General features: G+C 52.3%; 12 protein-coding genes. 2 read left to right on the top strand and 10 right to left on the bottom strand.

What is annotated here, in order from left to right:
- Positions 1-149: 149 nt before the first annotated feature.
- The 3 genes from DFP95_RS04695 to fdhD all read right to left on the bottom strand — a co-directional run bounded on the left by DFP95_RS04695 (position 150) and on the right by fdhD (position 4652).
- On the bottom strand, positions 150-1250 hold the full coding sequence (locus DFP95_RS04695) for a phosphodiester glycosidase family protein (protein ID WP_115991842.1): 1101 nt from the start codon (positions 1248-1250) through the stop codon (positions 150-152).
- A gap of 256 nt (positions 1251-1506) precedes the next feature.
- Positions 1507-3843 carry an FdhF/YdeP family oxidoreductase gene (locus DFP95_RS04690; protein WP_115991438.1) on the bottom strand — a complete coding sequence of 779 codons (2337 nt, stop codon included), beginning with the start codon at positions 3841-3843 and terminating at the stop codon, positions 1507-1509.
- Positions 3844-3848: 5 nt separating this feature from the next.
- Complete coding sequence (fdhD, locus tag DFP95_RS04685) at positions 3849-4652, bottom strand: formate dehydrogenase accessory sulfurtransferase FdhD (protein ID WP_115991437.1); 804 nt, start codon at positions 4650-4652, stop codon at positions 3849-3851.
- A 115-nt stretch (positions 4653-4767) separates the two neighbouring features.
- On the opposite strand from fdhD, the gene DFP95_RS04680 reads away from it, so the two are divergent.
- Both DFP95_RS04680 and DFP95_RS04675 read left to right on the top strand, forming a co-directional pair.
- Positions 4768-5640 (top strand): aldose epimerase family protein, encoded by an 873-nt coding sequence (locus tag DFP95_RS04680; RefSeq protein ID WP_115991436.1) that lies wholly within the window; start codon positions 4768-4770, stop codon positions 5638-5640.
- Positions 5641-5664: 24 nt separating this feature from the next.
- Positions 5665-6657 carry an aldo/keto reductase gene (locus DFP95_RS04675; RefSeq protein WP_115991435.1) on the top strand — a complete coding sequence of 331 codons (993 nt, stop codon included), beginning with the start codon at positions 5665-5667 and terminating at the stop codon, positions 6655-6657.
- A gap of 40 nt (positions 6658-6697) precedes the next feature.
- Here the strand turns inward: DFP95_RS04675 and DFP95_RS04670 are convergent, their stop codons facing one another.
- The 7 genes from DFP95_RS04670 to DFP95_RS04640 form a co-directional block, all read right to left on the bottom strand.
- Positions 6698-7225 carry a nuclear transport factor 2 family protein gene (locus DFP95_RS04670; RefSeq protein ID WP_181907252.1) on the bottom strand — a complete coding sequence of 176 codons (528 nt, stop codon included), beginning with the start codon at positions 7223-7225 and terminating at the stop codon, positions 6698-6700.
- A 93-nt stretch (positions 7226-7318) separates the two neighbouring features.
- Positions 7319-8218: a TetR/AcrR family transcriptional regulator gene (locus tag DFP95_RS04665; protein WP_115991433.1), complete on the bottom strand. Its 900-nt coding sequence runs from the start codon at positions 8216-8218 to the stop codon at positions 7319-7321.
- 39 nt (positions 8219-8257) lie between these two features.
- Positions 8258-11368, bottom strand: a complete 3111-nt coding sequence (locus DFP95_RS04660; protein ID WP_115991432.1) for an efflux RND transporter permease subunit — start codon at positions 11366-11368, stop codon at positions 8258-8260.
- 607 nt (positions 11369-11975) lie between these two features.
- Complete coding sequence (locus tag DFP95_RS04655) at positions 11976-13541, bottom strand: response regulator (RefSeq protein ID WP_115991431.1); 1566 nt, start codon at positions 13539-13541, stop codon at positions 11976-11978.
- A 1-nt stretch (position 13542) separates the two neighbouring features.
- Positions 13543-15435 (bottom strand): sensor histidine kinase, encoded by a 1893-nt coding sequence (locus DFP95_RS04650; RefSeq protein ID WP_181907251.1) that lies wholly within the window; start codon positions 15433-15435, stop codon positions 13543-13545.
- 143 nt (positions 15436-15578) lie between these two features.
- Positions 15579-17297, bottom strand: a complete 1719-nt coding sequence (locus DFP95_RS04645) for an extracellular solute-binding protein (RefSeq protein ID WP_115991429.1) — start codon at positions 17295-17297, stop codon at positions 15579-15581.
- Between the two features lie 70 nt (positions 17298-17367).
- Positions 17368-18255: a carbohydrate ABC transporter permease gene (locus tag DFP95_RS04640; RefSeq protein ID WP_115991428.1), complete on the bottom strand. Its 888-nt coding sequence runs from the start codon at positions 18253-18255 to the stop codon at positions 17368-17370.
- Between the last annotated feature and the right edge of the window lie 5 nt (positions 18256-18260).

The raw sequence follows: 18260 nt of genomic DNA, 5'->3' as shown, positions 1-18260 counted from the left end.
TTACAAGCTTATCGTATCTGATTCGAGTAACGGCGTCAATGCGTGCCCCTAGCGAACCGACTGCCTACCCTCGCAAGTAAAACGGCTTCACCGTCCATATGACGGAGAAGCCGTTTATATCGAATATCAGATACTTCCGCAACTCTGCGTCACCATTTGCCCGCATCGATTTCCGACGGCTTTAATCCCGCCCATATATTCGGTATCTCTACGGCATCCGGATCATCGAACACCAGGAATCCCGTAGGCAGATACCTCTCCCCGGATTTGGAAGAAGGCTTATTCACGATTTCGCCGTTCTCCGTCACGAGCACCGTGGAGGACCCGCCATCCAGATTGGCGGCAATGACCGCGCCATGTTCGAGCAGGATTTCTTGGGCATCGTACAGGGTAGCGCCGATACTATATCCCGGCTGACGTCCGTCGATGAGCAGGAAAAGGATCGCGCCGTCTTCGCGTTGGCCCATGACGGAGCGGGGAGCGATCCCCCATCCTTGGGAGCGGTTAGGAATGAGGCCTTTGCCGTTGACAATGATTCGCGGCGAGAAGCTTACCGCTTCGGATATGCCCAGATCCATTAGTTCGTCGACGGAATATTTGCCGGCCAGCATCTTGCCGTTCTTGTCTATTCCGACGATCTGCACGCTGTTATTGCTGCCCAACCCGTTATAATAGATTTTACCTTGGCTGATGACCAGACCAATCGGCTTGAAGCCGTTGCCTTTCCAATTCGGATCCGAGAATCCGCCGGCGTTGACTCCCGCGATGGCTCCGGTTCTCTTCACCATGCTCGACACCTTTTCTCCGCGTCCTCTTTTGTTCGGGACGACGAGACGAATCTTCTTGGGATCCCTTACCGTAAGCAAGTAGCCATGGTAACCCTCTCCGTCTACTTCCTCGATGGAGGTCAGCTTCTCGGGCTGTTCCGCGGCCGGATCTCCTTGATCGGGACTTGTCGGTATCGTATGGGTGTCCCGCTCCTCGCCCATATCCTCGAACTGCTTCACGTAGAGGGCTACGCGCTCTCTCAGCGCCTTCTCCCCGATAATGTACTTGGCCCACTCCCGATGCTGGGTCGTGATCAAGGAATCCGCGAGCATATAACGATATTCGTTGCCCGACGGGGTTAAGAAAAACCAACCGGCAGCGAGTACCGAAACCGTAAATCCGGTAGCGAACGCCAGCTTTAATAGCTGCCATCCGAAAGGACGCTTCTTCTTACGCGCCGATTTATGTTTACGCGGCGTTATGCCCGAACGGTTCCTTCCGTTCGAAGCCGACGCCGCTGCTGTCGAAGCTCTAGGTGGCAATGGCGCTATGACGTCCACGCTCCTTCATCTTTTTTGACTTCCTTCATTAAATACGAGCGGGACCGCCATCTTGTTGCAACCATCTTGTTCCTTAATCTAATCCGCGTAATTCCGACAGCATTTCCCAGGAAATGACGTAAAAGACCCGAATCCGCCCCCTTAGGCGAACCGGGTCTTTTACGACTATACCTCAAATTCATTCCAAAGTACCTTTCTTACTGTAATTTCTATCCTTGCGAAACAAGAATTGCTCAGTCTTCTCCAATGAGACGGCTATGTTATATTCCGGAATCCCCGCTCTAGACTCGTATACGCCCATCGGGAATAAGACGTTTCCTTCCGGAAAATTCACGGCCAGATTACCTTGGGCGATATCGGCGAATCGGGCCTCCCCATGCAATGTACCATGATCGTTATGAAGAACAATTGCTTCGCCTTCCGTTATCGAATGCAATCGGGCATCCGTCGGATTCACGAGAACCGCCGAGCGATTCGTCCCATTAAACGAATCCCGCTCTCCGTAGATCATCGAATTGAATTGCTTTCCCCTGCGAGTCGTCACGTAGAATTCACCCCTCGACGCCGCTTCTCGCCTTGGAATATCGACCGGAATCAACCGTCCTTTGCCGTCCGGCGTCGGACAAATCCCCCCTTCGCACAACCAAGCGCCTCCGCGTTGAAAGACGTCTCCCTGCTTGCCGAGATATTGAATTCCCTCGTAGTCGGGTGCTGCCTTCGCGATTTCTTCGCGGAGTCTCCGAGCGTCGGATACTGCGATTAATTCCCGCAGCTCCGGCTTTACCCGGGATGCTAAGTCCAAATAGATCTCCCATTCGGCCCTCGCCTCCTCTATTCTCGGTCCCGCGATTTCCGGGCTGAAATAAATCATTCTCTCCGTCGAAGTGGACGTTCCGCCGCCCGGTTGCTCGTATCGGGTCATGGCCGGCAGCACGATAACCGCTTCCTTCGCGTCCAACAAAGTCGACGTATTCAGAATAATATCCTGGTGGACGCGAATATCCAGAGCTTCGAGCGACCGCCGGATGAATGCCGGATCCGGCATCGTCTCGAGAAAATTCCCGCCCGACATATAGTACAGCTTGAGCCTGCGCGGATGATTGTCCGGTAGCAGGGCATTCTCCAGCGATACGCCGACGATATCGCCCCTCCAATTCGGTACGGGGAAGCCCCATAAGCGTTCAAGTCGTAATCGATTGTATTCGTCGAAATCCCCTCCCGGCAGCGAAGCGGGTTCCGCTCCCATTTCCCCAGCGCTCTGAACTCCGGAATGACCCCGTATAGGCATGACGCCGCAATATTCCCGCCCGATAAATCCGCGAAGCAACGCGAGATTCACGACCTGAGAGATATTATCCGTCGCATGCCGATGCTGAGTCAGGCCCATCGACCAGACGAACACCGCGGACTTAGCGCCGGCGAGCAGAACTGCAAGCTCCTTCATCCGTGCCGCCGATAATCCCGACGAAACCTCTAGTTCCGTCCATTGCTGCTCCAATACCTTAGTTCGCAGCTCCTCGAACCCATTGACGTGCTCCCGCACGTAAAGATGATCGATAGCCGATCCCGGCCTTTCCCGCTCCATCTCGAACCACGCTTTCATGACTCCGTGCATGAGCGCGATGTCCCCGCCGATGTTCACCTGGTAGAAGTCATCCGCCAGCTTCGTACCGAAGAGAGCGGATTCGGCGATGGACGGAATCCAATAACCATCCATCGCCGGCTCCCGGTAAGGGTTAATAACGATAATCTTCGTGCCTTTGCGCTTGGCCGCGTACATGTACTTCGTCGAAACCGGCTGGTTATTCGCCGCGACGCTGCCCCAGAACACGAGGACGTCCGTGCCGATCCAGTCGCTGTAGCTGCAGCTTGACGCTCCGATTCCGAGAGAGCGCTTCAGCGCGGTCTTCGAAGGAGAGTGGCAAATTCTCGACGCGTTGTCGATGTGGTTCGTCCCGATCAATCTCGCGACCTTGGCGGCCGCATAGTAGGATTCGTTCGTTATCCCTCGCGCCGTCAAATAGAACGCCGTCTGCTCGGGCGGCAGCTCGCGGAATTTAGCCGCTACGAGATCAAGCGCCTCGTTCCACGACAATCGACTAAAGCTTCGTTCCCCTTTACGCCGGACGAGCGGATACGGAACCCGTCCAAGCTCCCTCAGCTCGGCGCTCGTCAGCTTGCGGAGCTCTTCTATATCGGCGTGCAGCAGCTTCGGCTTGATGGCGGGCATCGTATTCAGTCTCAGCACATTAAGCCTTGTCGTGCAAATATGCGGACCGTTCAACGTTCGGTCGTAGAGCCCGGACACGCCGAGGGCGCAACCGTCGCATACGCCTTGCGTTAAGATTCTGGCCGCATAAGGAAGATTATCGCGATTATGCCACAGCGTCTTCATCGTATCGCGGATATGCTTCGGCTTCAGCTTCCCGAGTCCGAAAGGAACGGTGCTAACCCATAGCTTAGGGTCCGGCCTTACAGGCAGCTTCTGCGGTCCGGGATGTTCGGTCGTTCCCATCGGCGTCACACTCCTTCATATATGCGTTCAGGATGCGAGTACACATTCAGCGAGCGATTCCGGATAAAACCGACGACCGTAATGCCGAGTTGTTCGGCAAGCTCGATAGCCAAATCCGTCGCGGCGGATTTCGAGAGCAGGATCTCGCATCGCATCTTGGCCGCCTTGAGCAACACTTCCGAGGAAACTCTGCCGCTGAACGCCAGCACCGTCTCCTCCGTCTTAACGCCGTTTCTCAAGCTATACCCATAAAGCTTATCCAACGCGTTATGCCTTCCGATATCCATGCGGGTCAACAAGAGCGTACCCTCCCGCGAGAACAGCGCCGCATTGTGCACGCCGCCCGTTTGCCTGAACAAACCCGATTGTTCTTGCATCTCCGTCATCATTCTTATGCATGTATCGTAGGACAGGCTAACGTCCCTACTATCGACCGGTCGGGTCGTTCTCGCATCGCCGTAGAACACGAAGCTTGGCCTGCTCTTGCCGCAACAGGAGGACAAATACCTCTTGGAACCGCTTTCTTTAATCCAAGCGCTAACGCTCCCGATTTCTGCGTAAACCATGCCGGTCCGATCGTCGTAGCCGATATCCGCTAAGTTTCCGACGTCTTCCAGCACCCCTTCCGAAGCTAGATAACCGACGGCCATATCCTCGACATACCCGGGAGTACAGACTAGGGTGGCGAACTCCTCGCCGTTCACTACGATCGTTATCGGCCGTTCCGTCGCCAACTTGTCTGCAACCTTGCGAATACTTCCATCCTCGTACCGGATAAGCACCCGGCTCGCGCTCGCCGAATCATCCATCGCTTCCTCTCCTCCCGAGAGTTCTCTAAGGATAACTATATAGGTTGGCGTATAGCTCTTCAACAAATATTGGTATAATGTAAGGGACAATCACGCGACGCAGGAGGAGAACCCATTGAACTCAAACGATAACTATCACATTAACCGTTCTAACGACGGTTTCCCCGTATACGAATTGGTGGATGCCCGTACGGATTCCAAGGTCGTCCTTTGCCCGGAGCGAGGCGGAATCGTAACAAGCTGCCGTTTACGCGGAATAGAGCTATTGTATCTGGATCGGGACACCTTCCTGAATCCGCAGGCGAACATTCGCGGAGGAATTCCCGTTCTGTTCCCGATCGCGGGACAGCTCGTCAACGGCGAATACGAGTGGAACGGCCAAACCTATCGGATGAAAAATCACGGAGTCGCGCGACTTCTGCCTTGGGAAGTCATCGAGACGAATACCGAGAACGAAGCATCTGTTGCCGTAGCCCTTCACAGCAATTCCGAGACGCTGGCAGCCTACCCGTTCGAGTTCGAACTGCGTTTCACATACAAGCTCCAAGACGGCATTCTCTACATCGACCAGCAATATAAGAACCTGTCCGAGCAAGCGATGCCCATGGTTGCAGGGTTCCACCCGTATTTCGCGACGGAAGGCAAGAACCTTGCTTACGGTACGGACGCGACCCGCATACTGGATTATAACGACAAAAAGGAAAAGCCTTTCGACGGTACCTTGAATCTCGAAACGATGGTAGAATCCGCCGCGCTTCTCGATGCTACCCGACCGCAGGTTACTTTCCCGCTCGCCCAAGGCCGCAAGGTCAAGCTATCGTACAGCGAGCAATTCCGTTACGTCGTACTATGGTCGGTAGAAGGCAAACCGTTCGTCTGCGTCGAGCCCTGGACCGCTCTTAACGAAGCTTTGAACGACAAAGAGGGACTATTGATGGTTTCACCCGGACATACGCAATCGCTAACGCTTAACATATCTTGCGAATAAAGATCCGAGGAGGAAAACGACTTTATGTTGGACGTCCAAGCGACACCCGGTCTGCGAAAGTTCGGTAATACGGACATGCTTCTTTCCCCGCTCGGGCTCGGCTGCTGGCAATTCAGCAAAGCCCGCGGGTTGGTAGGCGGCTTCTGGCCGAAACTGGACAACGCCTTGGTTAACGACATTGTCAGAGTTAGTCTCGAAGGCGGCATTAACTGGTTCGATACGGCCGAAATCTACGGAGGAGGCGAATCGGAGCAAGTGTTGGCCGAGTCTCTCGCGGCTGCGGGGAGTTTAGCCATCGAAGCGCATATCGCAACCAAGTGGTGGCCGGGCTTCCGGACGGCCGGCAATATTCCGCGAACGATCGATGAACGTCTCCGCCGGTTAGGCGGCTATCCGATCGATCTCTACATGATTCACCAGCCATTCTCCTTCTCCTCCGTTGGCGGCGAAATGAGACAGATGGCCAGGCTCGCGGAACAAGGGAAGATCCGCTATGTCGGCGTCAGCAATTTCAATGCCAAGCGCATGAGGGAAGCAGACCGCGTTCTGAGGGAACACGGCCTGCGCCTCGCTTCCAATCAGATGAAATACAGCATGCTGGACCGTCGAATCGAACGAAACGGCGTTCTGGAAACCGCTCAAGAGCTTGGCATTGCCATCATCGCATACTCTCCTCTCGAACAAGGCATTCTTAGCGGCAAGTTCCATGGCAATCCCGAGTTAATCCGCAAAGCCCCCGGACCGCGGCGTCTAATGAAAGGCTTCAAGCCGCAAGGTTTGCAGCAGACGAAGCCGTTGATCGACGTTCTGGAACGGTTCGCTACCCGATATCAAGCTTCGCCGACGCAGATTGCGCTCAATTGGGTCATTCATGCCCACGGGGATTCCGTATTTGCCATACCTGGCGCCTCCAAGCTGCACCACGCCCAAGAGAACGTTCGTGCGATGGGATTCCGGTTGAGCGAATCGGAGATTGACGAGCTTAACGAGATGTCCGCCCGGGTCGCGCTGAAATAAGAGAAAGCCCCGACTCCGTCCGAGGAATCGGGGCTTTCCGTTATCTTTGTCCGAATAAATCGATAAACCATTTATCTTTTACTTTCTTTAACTGATAGGGTTGTTCACCCGACACCTCCTCAGGTCCGGCCTTGACTTTAATAACCACCGTCGCTGCATCATTGACCTCTTGTACGTCCAAAACTTCGAAATCTTGAAGCAATACGATTTCCGGTTCTTCTTTGAACAACTTCTCCCAGTTTTGCACGACGCTCTCCTTGTCCATGCCTTCTATCGCTGCTTCTCCGGAAGCGAAATAAAGAAAAGAAGCCATTGCCTTCGCATCCTTATCGATCGCCGCTTGAAAGAAGCCCTCCGTCGCCTTCTGCGGAGAAGACTGGCTCCCATCTCCCGCCATGAATTTCAAATATAGATACAGAATAGCTCCCGCTGCCAACGCCAGCAAAATAAAAACCTTAGTACGCGTCGATAATGTTAACGTCCTTGCGGGAGGAAATCCGGCGAACGGATCCAATTCCGGCAAATTCGTTGTTTGTTCGGTCGATCGTGACGCCGCTGTCTCGTTCATCCTCTGATAACCTCCAAACTTGTCTTCCATATTTCAACTATACCATAGCAAAAGAAGGCCCGGCAGGAAATTTCTCCCGCTCAAGCCTTCTCTTTAGTTACGATTTGTCAGCTGCTCTAGCCTGAGCAACGGCTCTCGCCAATCCGCGTTTTCTTGTTGCTTGAGTAGCGCGATCATTCCTCTGATGAGAAGCCGATTCTTGATCGCCGGCTTTACGGCCTCTTCCTTCAACGTGGCCAGCGCCCCCAACAAATCGTTCTGAGTACGCTCATCCCGGTCCGAAGCCGAAGCCATTACCAGCTCCCTTATCTCTTCCAGAAGGCTCACTTCTTCTTCGTTATCGATTAACGATGATAAACCCGCCATTACTCGCAATTGCTCTATATCCGGATTAGGCAATATAGGTGCCTCGCCATCTCGTTCCATTCCCGACACCAGATCATCTAACCGATTCACTAGAAACCGGCTTAATCGCAGATCGTCGAATGGCTTCTCTTCGAATAAAATGGCTTCGAAATACTGCGCCACTATTCCGGATAGCATGGCCGACGCGTCCCCGATGCGATGCTCGATCGCACGCCCGTAAATGGCCGATAGATGAGTAGCGTTCCACAATTGGCCGCGAGCCCGAATTCTCAGCATCATGCCTTGAATATGAGGATGCAATCCTGTCAAAGGCTCCTTGATGAGCATCCTCATGAAATCCAAATGCTCACGCACGAATCGGAATTGTCTCTCGAATTGCAAGCCGAGCTTTTCCCGGGGAGGAAGGAGCCCTTCCTCCGGGAGTCCCTCCATCCGGTCGAATAGCATTTCTCCATAATATTCGATGACCGACACGAGCAAATCGTCCTTGGACTTGAAATAGAAGTAAATGGAGCCTTTGGCCATTCCGAGCTCGTCCACGATTTCCTGAATCGACGTCGCGTTGAATCCCTTGCGCGCGAAGCAGCGAATGGCCGCCTCGAGAATTTGCTTTTTTTTATCCTGCATGACTCGTCCTCCCGCTCCCAAGCCAATCGGATGACTCCGTTATGCTGCTGCTTTCTTCGGTTTGCGCTTGATTTTCATCAAAATTTCGTAAATGATCGGAACGATCAGCAACGTAAGCAAGGTCGAGCTGATGAGTCCCCCGATTACGGTTACGCCCAAGCCCTTGGAAATAATGCCCGCGCTCTCGAAGCCGAAAGCAAGCGGCAGAAGCGCGCCGATAGTAGCCAACGCCGTCATCAAGATCGGACGCAAGCGGGTTCCCCCGGCCTCGAGCAAGGCTTCGCGAGTCGATAATCCTTCTTTTTCTTTGTGGATAACGCGGTCGATGAGTACGATCGCGTTCGTGACCACGATCCCGATGAGCATGAGCGCCCCCATTAAAGCCGATACGCTTAACGTCTCGCCCGTCAGATAGAGAGCCGCAAGTCCGCCGATAATCGCGAACGGCAGAGAGAACAGGATAGCGAACGGAGCAAGCCCGCCGCCGAAAGCAAGCACGAGAACCAAGTAAACGATCGCGATTGCCGCCAGAATGGCGAGTCCGAGCTGCGTGAACGTTTCGTTGATTTGCTCGGTAACTCCTCCGAACGTGACTTCCACGGAAGCCGGCTTCTGCAACTTATCCACTTTCGCCTGCATGTCGCTGGAAACCTTGGCAACGTCGGATTTGGTAATTTCCCCCGTAACGTTAACGACCATTTTGCCGTTCTGCCTTGCGATGGAATTCGGAGATGTTCCCTCTTCCACTTGGGCGACGTCGCGGATCGGTACCGCTACGCCTAGAGGAGATTGTATCTTCTCGTCAAGAATATCGTCGACGCTGCTGTATTCGGTCTTATCGACGTCGACGTATACATTGTACGTTTTGCCTTGCTCCTCGACTTGCGTCAATACGGGACGCACGCGTTGCGGGCTTAACGTCATCGCGATTTGACCGGCGGTTAAGCCATATTGGCTTAGCTTCGCTTGATCGGCCACGATCGTGTATTGCTCGTACGTCTTGGACAAGCTCGTATCGACTTTGTCGAACGAATCGTCGGCTTTCATTAAATCTGCGATCTGATCGACTACGGGTTGGATATCCTCCAAGCTTTCGCCGAAGACGCTAATGCTGAAGTTGCTACCTCCGAGACCGCCGCCTTGATTCAACTCCGACCATTGTCCTTCGGGAACGGCCTTATGAAGTCCTTCGATCAAGGCTTCCTTCTTGTCGGCGAATTTCTTGGTATCGTGATCGTATTGCATGAAGAACAATCCGGATTTCGATGGGCCCGGCTGAAGCGGATTGGCTCCCCCGATCGAATATTGCAGGCTCGTGACGTCCGGTTGTTCCATAATATACTTCTCTGCGATCAGGGCGCGTTGCTCGACGTCTTCCACTCGATCGCCCGGTTCCGGAGTATAAGTGACCATCGTGTATTTGTCCTCTTGCTCGGGCAAGAAGCTGGCACCGATCAACGGCACGAGGAACAAGCTACCTACCAATAACGCGAACGCGATGACCAACGTGATGATTTTGTGATTCAACGCGGAGAGTAATACGCGCTTATATCCTTTGGCTAGACGACCCGGCTTCTCGTCGTGGTCATGCTGCTTGCCTGCTTTCAGGCCGTTCTTGAACATTTGGTGCGCAAGCATCGGCACGATCGTTATCGCAACGACCAAGGAAGCCAGCAACGCGAAGACGATCGTAAGAGCGAACGGCAAGAAAATCTGTCCCACCATGCCGCTGACCAATCCAAGCGGCAAGAATACGGCGATCGTTACGATCGTGGAAGACATGATCGGCAGGAACATTTCCCTGGTCGCTTCGCGCACAAGGTCGCTTCCCTTAAGCTTCTCGCCCGACAACGACATCCGACGGTAAATGTTCTCGATGACGACGATGGAATCGTCGACGACCCGTCCGATCGCAACCGTCATTGCGCCAAGCGTCATGATATTAAGCGTAATATCGAATTGCTTCAACAATAATACCGCGATAATAAGGGACAGAGGAATCGATACGATCGAGATGATCGTCGTTCTTATGTTCCTGAGGAACAACAAGATAACGACTACGGCGAACAATGCGCCGAATAAGGCTTTGCTGAGCATCGTTTGGACCGATTCTTCGATCGGCTTGCCTTGGTCAAGCAATACGTCCAGCTTCAGGTCTTTATACTTCTCCTTAAGCTTGTCCGCTTCTTTCTTAACGCCGTTAACGACATCGACCGTATTAGCGTCGTTCGACTTGACGATCTGAATCCCGATGGATTGTTCGCCGTTCGTCCGCGAGATCGACTCCGCTTTACCGGCCCTCTGCACATCCGCGATGTCGCTCAACAGAACCGTCTGAAGTCCGCCCCCGCCTGTAGAGGGAGCCTCTCCTCCGGTTGCGCCCGAGCCCGCATTTGCGCCTCCGGCGGTCGGAACGACGGGAATGACGATTTTCTTCAAATCGTCGATCGTCGTGATTCGTCCGTCGACGACGACGGTTTTCTGTGTATCGTCCAATTGGAACAAGCCGAGCGGAACCTTCAAGGCCGAGCCTTGAACGATACCTTTAACGGTATCTTCGCTTAAGCCCAGCTCCTCGAGCTTGGCTTTATTGAATTTCAGGCTGACTTCTTCTACATATTGGCCCGCGATTTGAACGGAGGCTACTCCGGAAACCCCTTCGAGCACCGGTTGGATTTCTTCCGATACGATCTTGGTCAAGTCCTCCAGGCTCCCCTGCCCAGATGCGCTTAACGAAATTACCGGAAAAGAGTTGATCGAGAATTTGGCGATATCGGGCGCGTTAACCCCTTCCGGAAGCGCTACGTCCGCAGCCGCTTCTCGCAAGTCGGATACAGCCTTGTCCATGTCTTGTCCAAAATCGAACTCCACGAAGATGGAAGAAACGTTTTCCATCGAAGTGGAAGAGATGTTCTTGATTCCTTCCACGTTCTGGAGGCGTTTCTCCAGAGGCTCCGTTATTTGCTTCACGACCGCGTCTGGCGCAGCCCCCGGCGATACCGTCGTCACGCTCAAGAAAGGCAAGCTCAAGTTAGGCAAGCTCTCCTGTTTCATGGTCAATCCGGAATAAAGACCGGCAATGATCACGATGATCGTAATCATCCATAAAGCGAATTTGTTCTTTAAAGAAAATCCGATAATGCTCTTCATCTCCCAATTCCTCCTCTGTTCTCTCTGTAGACAAGCTTATCGAACGATCGTTCGGAAGTCAAATGAACATTATGTTAAATCCTTGATGGAGCGCGTATTAATCGCTGAACGAGCGGTCGAATCGAGTCAACTTAGGATCATCCCCGTCCCGTCCGTTTCGATTCTCCCTTATCCTAACCCGATCGGTTGTTTTTAGTACGAATATTCTCCGCTACCCGACACGCTACCGTTACTGCTCACCCTGTCCCGTTCCGGCGGCAGAAAAAAAGGAACAGCGCCTAAGCATGGCGTTGTTCCCGGAGCAGATTCCGTTCAGTCCAAACATTACCGGCTTCCCGTACTTCACATCAGGAATCGGAGACGAAGCGCAAGGTGAAACGTTAGATGCATAGCGTTACGCCGTAACCTTATCCGTCTTCATCCAGGCCAAACTTATACAATAAGGTGATGCAATCCCTCTATAAACAGTCTTCATTGCGCGATAACTGGCAATGCCGGTTGATAGCGTTATACTATCATCTTATCTAAAGCGAATGGCACAGAATATGCCATTTAGAGGGATGCCATAGCGCTATCTGGCCTGGCATTCGGCTACAGGCTTCGACGACTACGAGGTTCCACCGAGACGATGACTCAGCTTATTGTCCCTAAACTCCATGGCCGAAACCCCCACCATTTCCCGGAACACCCGATTGAATTGTTTCGGATTCTCGAAGCCGACCCGCTTGCTGATCTCGTACACTTTGTCATCCGTCGTCTCCAGAAGCTTCTTCGCCTGATCGATCCTTACTTTTTTCAGAAAATTCACGAAGCTCTCTCCCGTAAACTCCTTGAAGCATTCGCTGAAATAAGAATAATTCAAGGATACGTAATTCGATACGATCGCCATGCTCAGATCCTGATGGTAATGCTCGTGGATATATTGAACCGCTTTGCTCATTTCCTTATGCTCGATATGAATGGCTTTAATACTGCGAATGTAGTCGTTCAAGGATAAGAGCAGATTTTCCACGCTATGGTAATAATCGCGAATGCCGGCGAAGTTATAGACGTTGCCCGCCTTCTTGTACATCTTGAAGATCTCTATCGAAGCTTCGCCGTAGGAATGGAATACTTGATCGAATACGAGCTCGTTCAAGGCTTTCACGATGCCCTCCAAGTAACCGATATGGAACTCGCACAGCTTGGAAGTATCCAGCACCTCCAACAGCAATGCCTTCATTTCCTTCTCCCGGTCGGTCCCCAGCATGTTCGCGAGCTTGCGAATGGTTTCCTTAGGTATGACATAGGCAACCTTGCGTTCCCTGATACCGTCGTAGAGGATGAGTCCCGAATGGCTTTGGTCCAGTAGCATTCGGTATTTCAGCGCTTGCTTGGCTTCCTCGTAACAGGCCTTGATTCTTCCGATCTTCTCCCCCTTGCCGCTAAGCCCGATCCGAATCCCTTCCGTACCGCTAGCGATCGAATACTCCAGCAGCCCTTCGAATATCGCAAGCTGGTCGGATACGATTACGATCTGTCCGTCCCTGTCTTCGAGGCCGAGCCACTTCCAGCCGCGTTCTTCCGACGTGCGTTGCAAATAGGCTTCGCCGTTGAATCGTTCGCGTTTCCCGTGCTCTCCGTACACGATGCCCACGTAGTATACGGGCTCGAATTCGTCTAGACCGACCTCAGAGCATCTCGTCGAGACCTCGTCCTCCTCCATCGCGAATTTGGCCAAGATTCCGTTTAACGTGCTCGTCCGCAATGCTTCCCTGTATTGATTGCTTTCCTCCAACCGATCATGGATTTGCTCCTTGCGCTCGAGTTCCCCCTCGATTCGCCGCAATGCGGCGAACAGCTCCTCGCGCACGATCGGCTTCAGCAAGTATTCCTTCACGTCATGGCGTATTGCTTCCTTGGCATATTGAAAGTCGTCGAAGCCGCTTAAAATAAGAATTGCCGGCTTATTCGGCATATCCGACAACCGCTTAATGAGCGTAACTCCGTCCATGCCCGGCATACGGATGTCCGTTATCAGGATGTCCGCTCCGGTGCTCTTGCAAGCGGCCAGCGCCTCGTCTCCATCCGAAACAAGAACGATTTCGTACGAATCGGCAAATTCCCGTTCGATCATAGCGCGCAGACCTAGCCTGATTTTTTGCTCGTCGTCCGCGATAAGGAGCGTTCTCATACTAAGATATCCCTCCGTTTAGAATGAGATAAGGAATATGAATCCATACGCGGGTATACCGCCCTTCATCGCTTTCCAGGTGCAGGCCGTATTCCCTTCCGTAATTCATCCTGATTCTCCTCTGTACGTTGATCAGACCGATTCCGCTTCCTTGGGTACCCGTCTCCCACGCGTTTCCCGATCCTCCATCGTCGGCAATGCGCGAATCCTCCATGGCTATACGGCGATTAATCTCTACCGTTCGTTCTTCGCTTAAGCCGGAACCGTCGTCCGTGATCTCAATCGCCATCGTCTCTCCGAGCACGCGCGCACGAATCGTGATCGTCATCGGCTTATCTTTCAGTCCGTATTTGATCGCGTTCTCAACGACCGGCTGCAACGACATTTTTAGAATTTCCTGCCCGAGGTAATGGTTCGGAATATCAATTGTCAGATGGATCTTATCGTCGAACCGGACGTTCATGATGGCGATATAATTGCTAATATGGGTTAATTCGTCCTTCAACCGAACGAATTCGCTAGTCCATTTCGTGTTGTAGCGCAGCATCCCGCCCAGCGAGGTTAGCGCGTCCGAAATATCGGGCTGATGGTTGATCTCCGCCATCATCTTGATATTCTCGAGCGTGTTATATAGAAAGTGGGAATCGATCTGATTTCTTAACGTCGTCAATTCGGCTTCCTTATTCGCCGCTTGCTTGTGAACCGCGTCCGCGATCAGCTCGTTGATCTTCTTCAGCATTTTGCGAAAGTGATGAGCCAGCTCTCCCACTTCTCCGCCGCCGCGAATGGAAATATCGAAATGAAAATCCCCTTGCCGAACCTTCTTCATGGAGTCCGTAAGCACGTGCAGCTTCTTTAGAATAATGGAGTTCAATTTATAAGTCGCCGCCGACAGAATGGCGATCAGGATAATATTGGCGATGATGATTTGATTGCGCGTTTTATTGATCTCGCGGTACACGTTCTCAAGCGAAACGATATTCAACATATAAGTATCTACTTGCTTAATATGGCTATAGGTACACAGAAAGGGAATCCCGCCGAAGCTGAACCGAAAGCTGCCCGCGTCCGCTCCGTCCACCCCGTTCAAGTCGAATTGCTCGCGAACGATCGTCTCCGTTAACCCGGAATTCGCCAAAAAGGGATTTCCCGGATATCTGTATATCTCCTTATTCCGATCCATGATCAGCATCTGAGATTGGCCGTCCTGCAAGGGACTGAACGTATTCGGAAAAAAATTGTCGAGCATCATGTCGACTTGAATGATTCCGACGTGATTGGGATTGTTGAGTTCCCTTAACAAAGATATCTTCGGCTTGATGGTTACGGCTTCGTCCTTCGACCAATCGCGGATGGTGCCTTTATCAAAACGGCTGTATTCCCAATAATCCGTGCCGCCGGCTGCCATAACCGGACCGTACCACGGTTCGTTGACGATCCTCTTCTCGCTGAGAATCACCTCCCAATATTCGTAAACCAAGGGATTACTGGCATAGACGCGAATATGCTCGATACTCGGATTATTATATTGCAGCCGAAGCAATGGCTTGATCGTATTGTCGTTGAGATCGATTAGCTCCTCGGCGTTCGGTTCGGACGTTCTCGACAGATAATCCAGAACCTCTCTCCCCATAGGCGCAGTAAACTGATCCGTTCTCTTCATCGTTTCGATGTTGTTCTTAATATGCACCTGCTCGATCTCCAGCGCATTCTCGTTCTTCTTCTCGATATCTTTAATGTAATTGCCGTAGAACTCGTTGAAAATGTACAAAGAAATCATAATGCTGGGGAGCAGAATGATCAGAATATAGGTGATGACGAGCCTCTTCTGCAGGGTGAGCTGTTCCACCCAGAACAATCTTTGCCTCGCGCTCGCCTTGAGCTTTCCGAACATTACCTCACACCCGGATCCGATAGATTTTGATTTTGGGATCATTGTACCACGTAGTCGTTAAGCGCTTCCTTAAAATCCAATAATCCCAGCCTTGAGCGGGCGAACCGCTCGAAGGCTGGGTTATCGGAATATTTTATTGAAGCTTATTTCGAGAATTCCTTCAGCTTGGCCGCGTACTCTTCGTATTTCTGCTGCTTATATGCTTGAATTTCGGTGAATCCGTTTTTATCCCGCAAGGCGATGAAATCGGCATAGATCTTATCGAACTCTTCATCGGACTTCGCCAAGAGCAATTGCGTAAGCGCCTTGCCCCAAGCGTTGGAGATTTTCGTGGAATTAATGCCTTCTTGGGAGGTCGCCGGCGGACTGATCAGATCGAACTCCGAAGTGCTGATCAATTTGCCTTTCGTCCAATCTTCCAGCTGTTTGGCCGGCTCTACGGACGGCGGTGCCCATTGCAGGTTCATGTTCGTATCCATCAGCATCCAGAACGTGTAGGAGGCGCCGTATTTCTTATCGAACGCCGAGCGGTCCGTGTTCATGAGATTAAGGGCATCCGGCAGGAATTGGTCTTTGCCGTCGATCGTATCGTAGGAAACGCCTTTCTCCCCGAGATAGAGATCCTTCTGTCCTTCTTCGCTGATCAGGTAGCTCAGGAATTTGACAGCTCTTGCCTTGTCTTTCACTTTCTTGGAGATCAGAGTAACCGTCCAACCGGAGATGCCGGGGCCGGCAAGCGTCGGGTCTTCAAGCTTCGAATTCGCGGGTCCGTCTACCGCGATATAAACCGAGTTAGGATCGTTCGCGTACAATACGTTCTGTTGCGCCGCGAAGTCCGTACGTTGGTACAGCATCGCGAAGTAACGGCCTTGCGCGATTTTCTCTTCCATCTGCGCGCGTTTGTCGATGAAGATGTCCTTGGCGAGCAATCCTTCTTCATTCGCTTTACGCAACGTTTTCAGCCAGATTTGGAATTCGGGATCGCTTGCGCGGTCGTATAGCTTGCCGTCCTTCTGTCTAGGAAGGGCAAGGAAGTTCGCGAGCATCGAGGAATCTTGAACGTAATCCATGATGGAGGAGTTGCCTCCGTCGCCGAACTCATGGAACGCGAGCGGGATGATCGGTTGACCGTTCACTTCCGGGAATTTCTCCTTCGCCAGCTTCAGCGCGTTCAGGAAGCCTTCGGGCGTTCTCATGTCCGGACTGCCGATCGCTTCGTACATATCCTTGCGGACGACGAAAGTTTGGTTGGACAAGAAGTTGGAGCCGTAGGTCTGGAAGTCCTTCGGTGAGGACGATGCGTTCGGATAGCCGTATATGTTGCCGTCCGGCTGCGTGTACCAAGACAGCTTGGCGGGATCGGCTACCTTGAAGAAGTACGGATCGTATTCTTCGGCCAGCTTGTTAAGGGGCTCGACAAGACCGCCTTCGATCATTTTCTTAACGCCCTCTTCATACCAACCTAGCGTAATGAAATCAGGCAAGTCGCCAGACGCGATCATCGAGTTCAACTTCTCGTTCTCGTTGCCGGCCGGTACGATGAAATTAATGTCTACTCCGGTTTTCTTGGTCACGTATTGGGATGTCGGATCAACGCCCCATTTGTTAGGGAACCAAGCGAAATTCAAATACCAATCGAACTTGATCGGGGATGTGTCGCCTTTCCAGCCTGGTTCGTCGCCGGCAGGCTTATCGCTGGCTGCTGCCGAGGATTCGGCGGGCGAGCTAGGCGCCGGACTGGAAGCATCCGGAGAATTGGACGCCTTATCGTTGTTGTTGGATCCGGAACAGGCTGCAAGCGCGAATACTAAGGAAGTAATAAGTGCCAGAACCATGAATTTCTTCGGAAACCTCTTTTTCATTTCACTACCCCTTTGCTTGTTCTTTTATTTTAATATAAAACGTAAACCCCTGCTTGGCTTGGTATGGCGGTTATCCTTTAAGCGATCCGATCATGAGGCCTTTGACGAAATACTTCTGCAAGAAAGGATAAGCCAGTACGATCGGAAGCGTCGTGACGACCATCGTCGCCATCTTGATCGACTGGGAAGTAACCGACCGGTTTATGGCTCCCCCGGTTTGCGCGACGATCTGGTTGGAGCTGGACTGTGCCACTACCCTGAACAAGAACGTTTGTATGGGTTGCAAATCCATGTTGTTCACGTACAGCACCCCGGTGAAGTAATCGTTCCACTGATATACGCCATGGAAAAGGGCGATCGTAGCGACGGCGGGCATCGATACCGGGATGATGATCTTGACGAATATCGTAAAATCGTTCGCGCCGTCGATCTTGGCCGCTTCCTCCAGCCCTTCGGGAATTTCCCGGAAGAACGCGAGGAATATGATGAGATCGAAGAAGCTGAACATGACGGGAATGATGTAGACGAGAAAATGGTCGAGCATATTCAGATCCTTGATCAGCATGTAAGTCGGGATAAGACCGCCGCCGAAGAACAGAGTAACCGTCCCCATCAGCATGTAAAATTTGCGGCCGATCAATTCCCTTCGAGACAGCGCATAAGCGACCATGGCGGTAAAGAATACGTGGATAACGACTCCGATCAACGTCTTGGCAACCGTGATGCCCATCGCCGTCATGATTCCTTCGTTGGCGAACACCGCTTGATAGTTCTCGATGCTGAACATGCGAGGCAGCCAATAGATGCCGCCTCTCATTCCGTCCTGTCCGTCGTTCAAGGAGTTGACGAGGACGTACCATATCGGATAGATCGTCACGAAACACACGACGATCATGGCGAATACGTTCAACGCGTCGAATATCGTCTCTCCGGGAGTTTTGCGAGCACGTGACAGCATGATTC

It is taken from the genome of Cohnella lupini, from assembly GCF_003386205.1.
Lineage (GTDB): Bacteria > Bacillota > Bacilli > Paenibacillales > Paenibacillaceae > Cohnella > Cohnella lupini.
Note: the sequence above shows the minus strand (reverse complement) of the source record. Positions and strands in the feature narration are given on the sequence as shown.

Excerpts from the sequence above, each read along its gene's own strand:
- DFP95_RS04690 (WP_115991438.1), bottom strand. The coding sequence starts at position 3,843 with ATGGGAACGACCGAACATCCCGGACCGCAGAAGCTGCCTGTAAGGCCG.
- fdhD (WP_115991437.1), bottom strand. The coding sequence starts at position 4,652 with ATGGATGATTCGGCGAGCGCGAGCCGGGTGCTTATCCGGTACGAGGAT.
- DFP95_RS04675 (WP_115991435.1), top strand. The coding sequence starts at position 5,665 with ATGTTGGACGTCCAAGCGACACCCGGTCTGCGAAAGTTCGGTAATACG.
- DFP95_RS04670 (WP_181907252.1), bottom strand. The coding sequence starts at position 7,225 with ATGAACGAGACAGCGGCGTCACGATCGACCGAACAAACAACGAATTTG.
- DFP95_RS04665 (WP_115991433.1), bottom strand. The coding sequence starts at position 8,218 with ATGCAGGATAAAAAAAAGCAAATTCTCGAGGCGGCCATTCGCTGCTTC.
- DFP95_RS04660 (WP_115991432.1), bottom strand. The coding sequence starts at position 11,368 with ATGAAGAGCATTATCGGATTTTCTTTAAAGAACAAATTCGCTTTATGG.
- DFP95_RS04655 (WP_115991431.1), bottom strand. The coding sequence starts at position 13,541 with ATGAGAACGCTCCTTATCGCGGACGACGAGCAAAAAATCAGGCTAGGT.
- DFP95_RS04650 (WP_181907251.1), bottom strand. The coding sequence starts at position 15,435 with ATGTTCGGAAAGCTCAAGGCGAGCGCGAGGCAAAGATTGTTCTGGGTG.
- DFP95_RS04645 (WP_115991429.1), bottom strand. The coding sequence starts at position 17,297 with ATGAAAAAGAGGTTTCCGAAGAAATTCATGGTTCTGGCACTTATTACT.
- DFP95_RS04640 (WP_115991428.1), bottom strand. The coding sequence starts at position 18,255 with ATGCTGTCACGTGCTCGCAAAACTCCCGGAGAGACGATATTCGACGCG.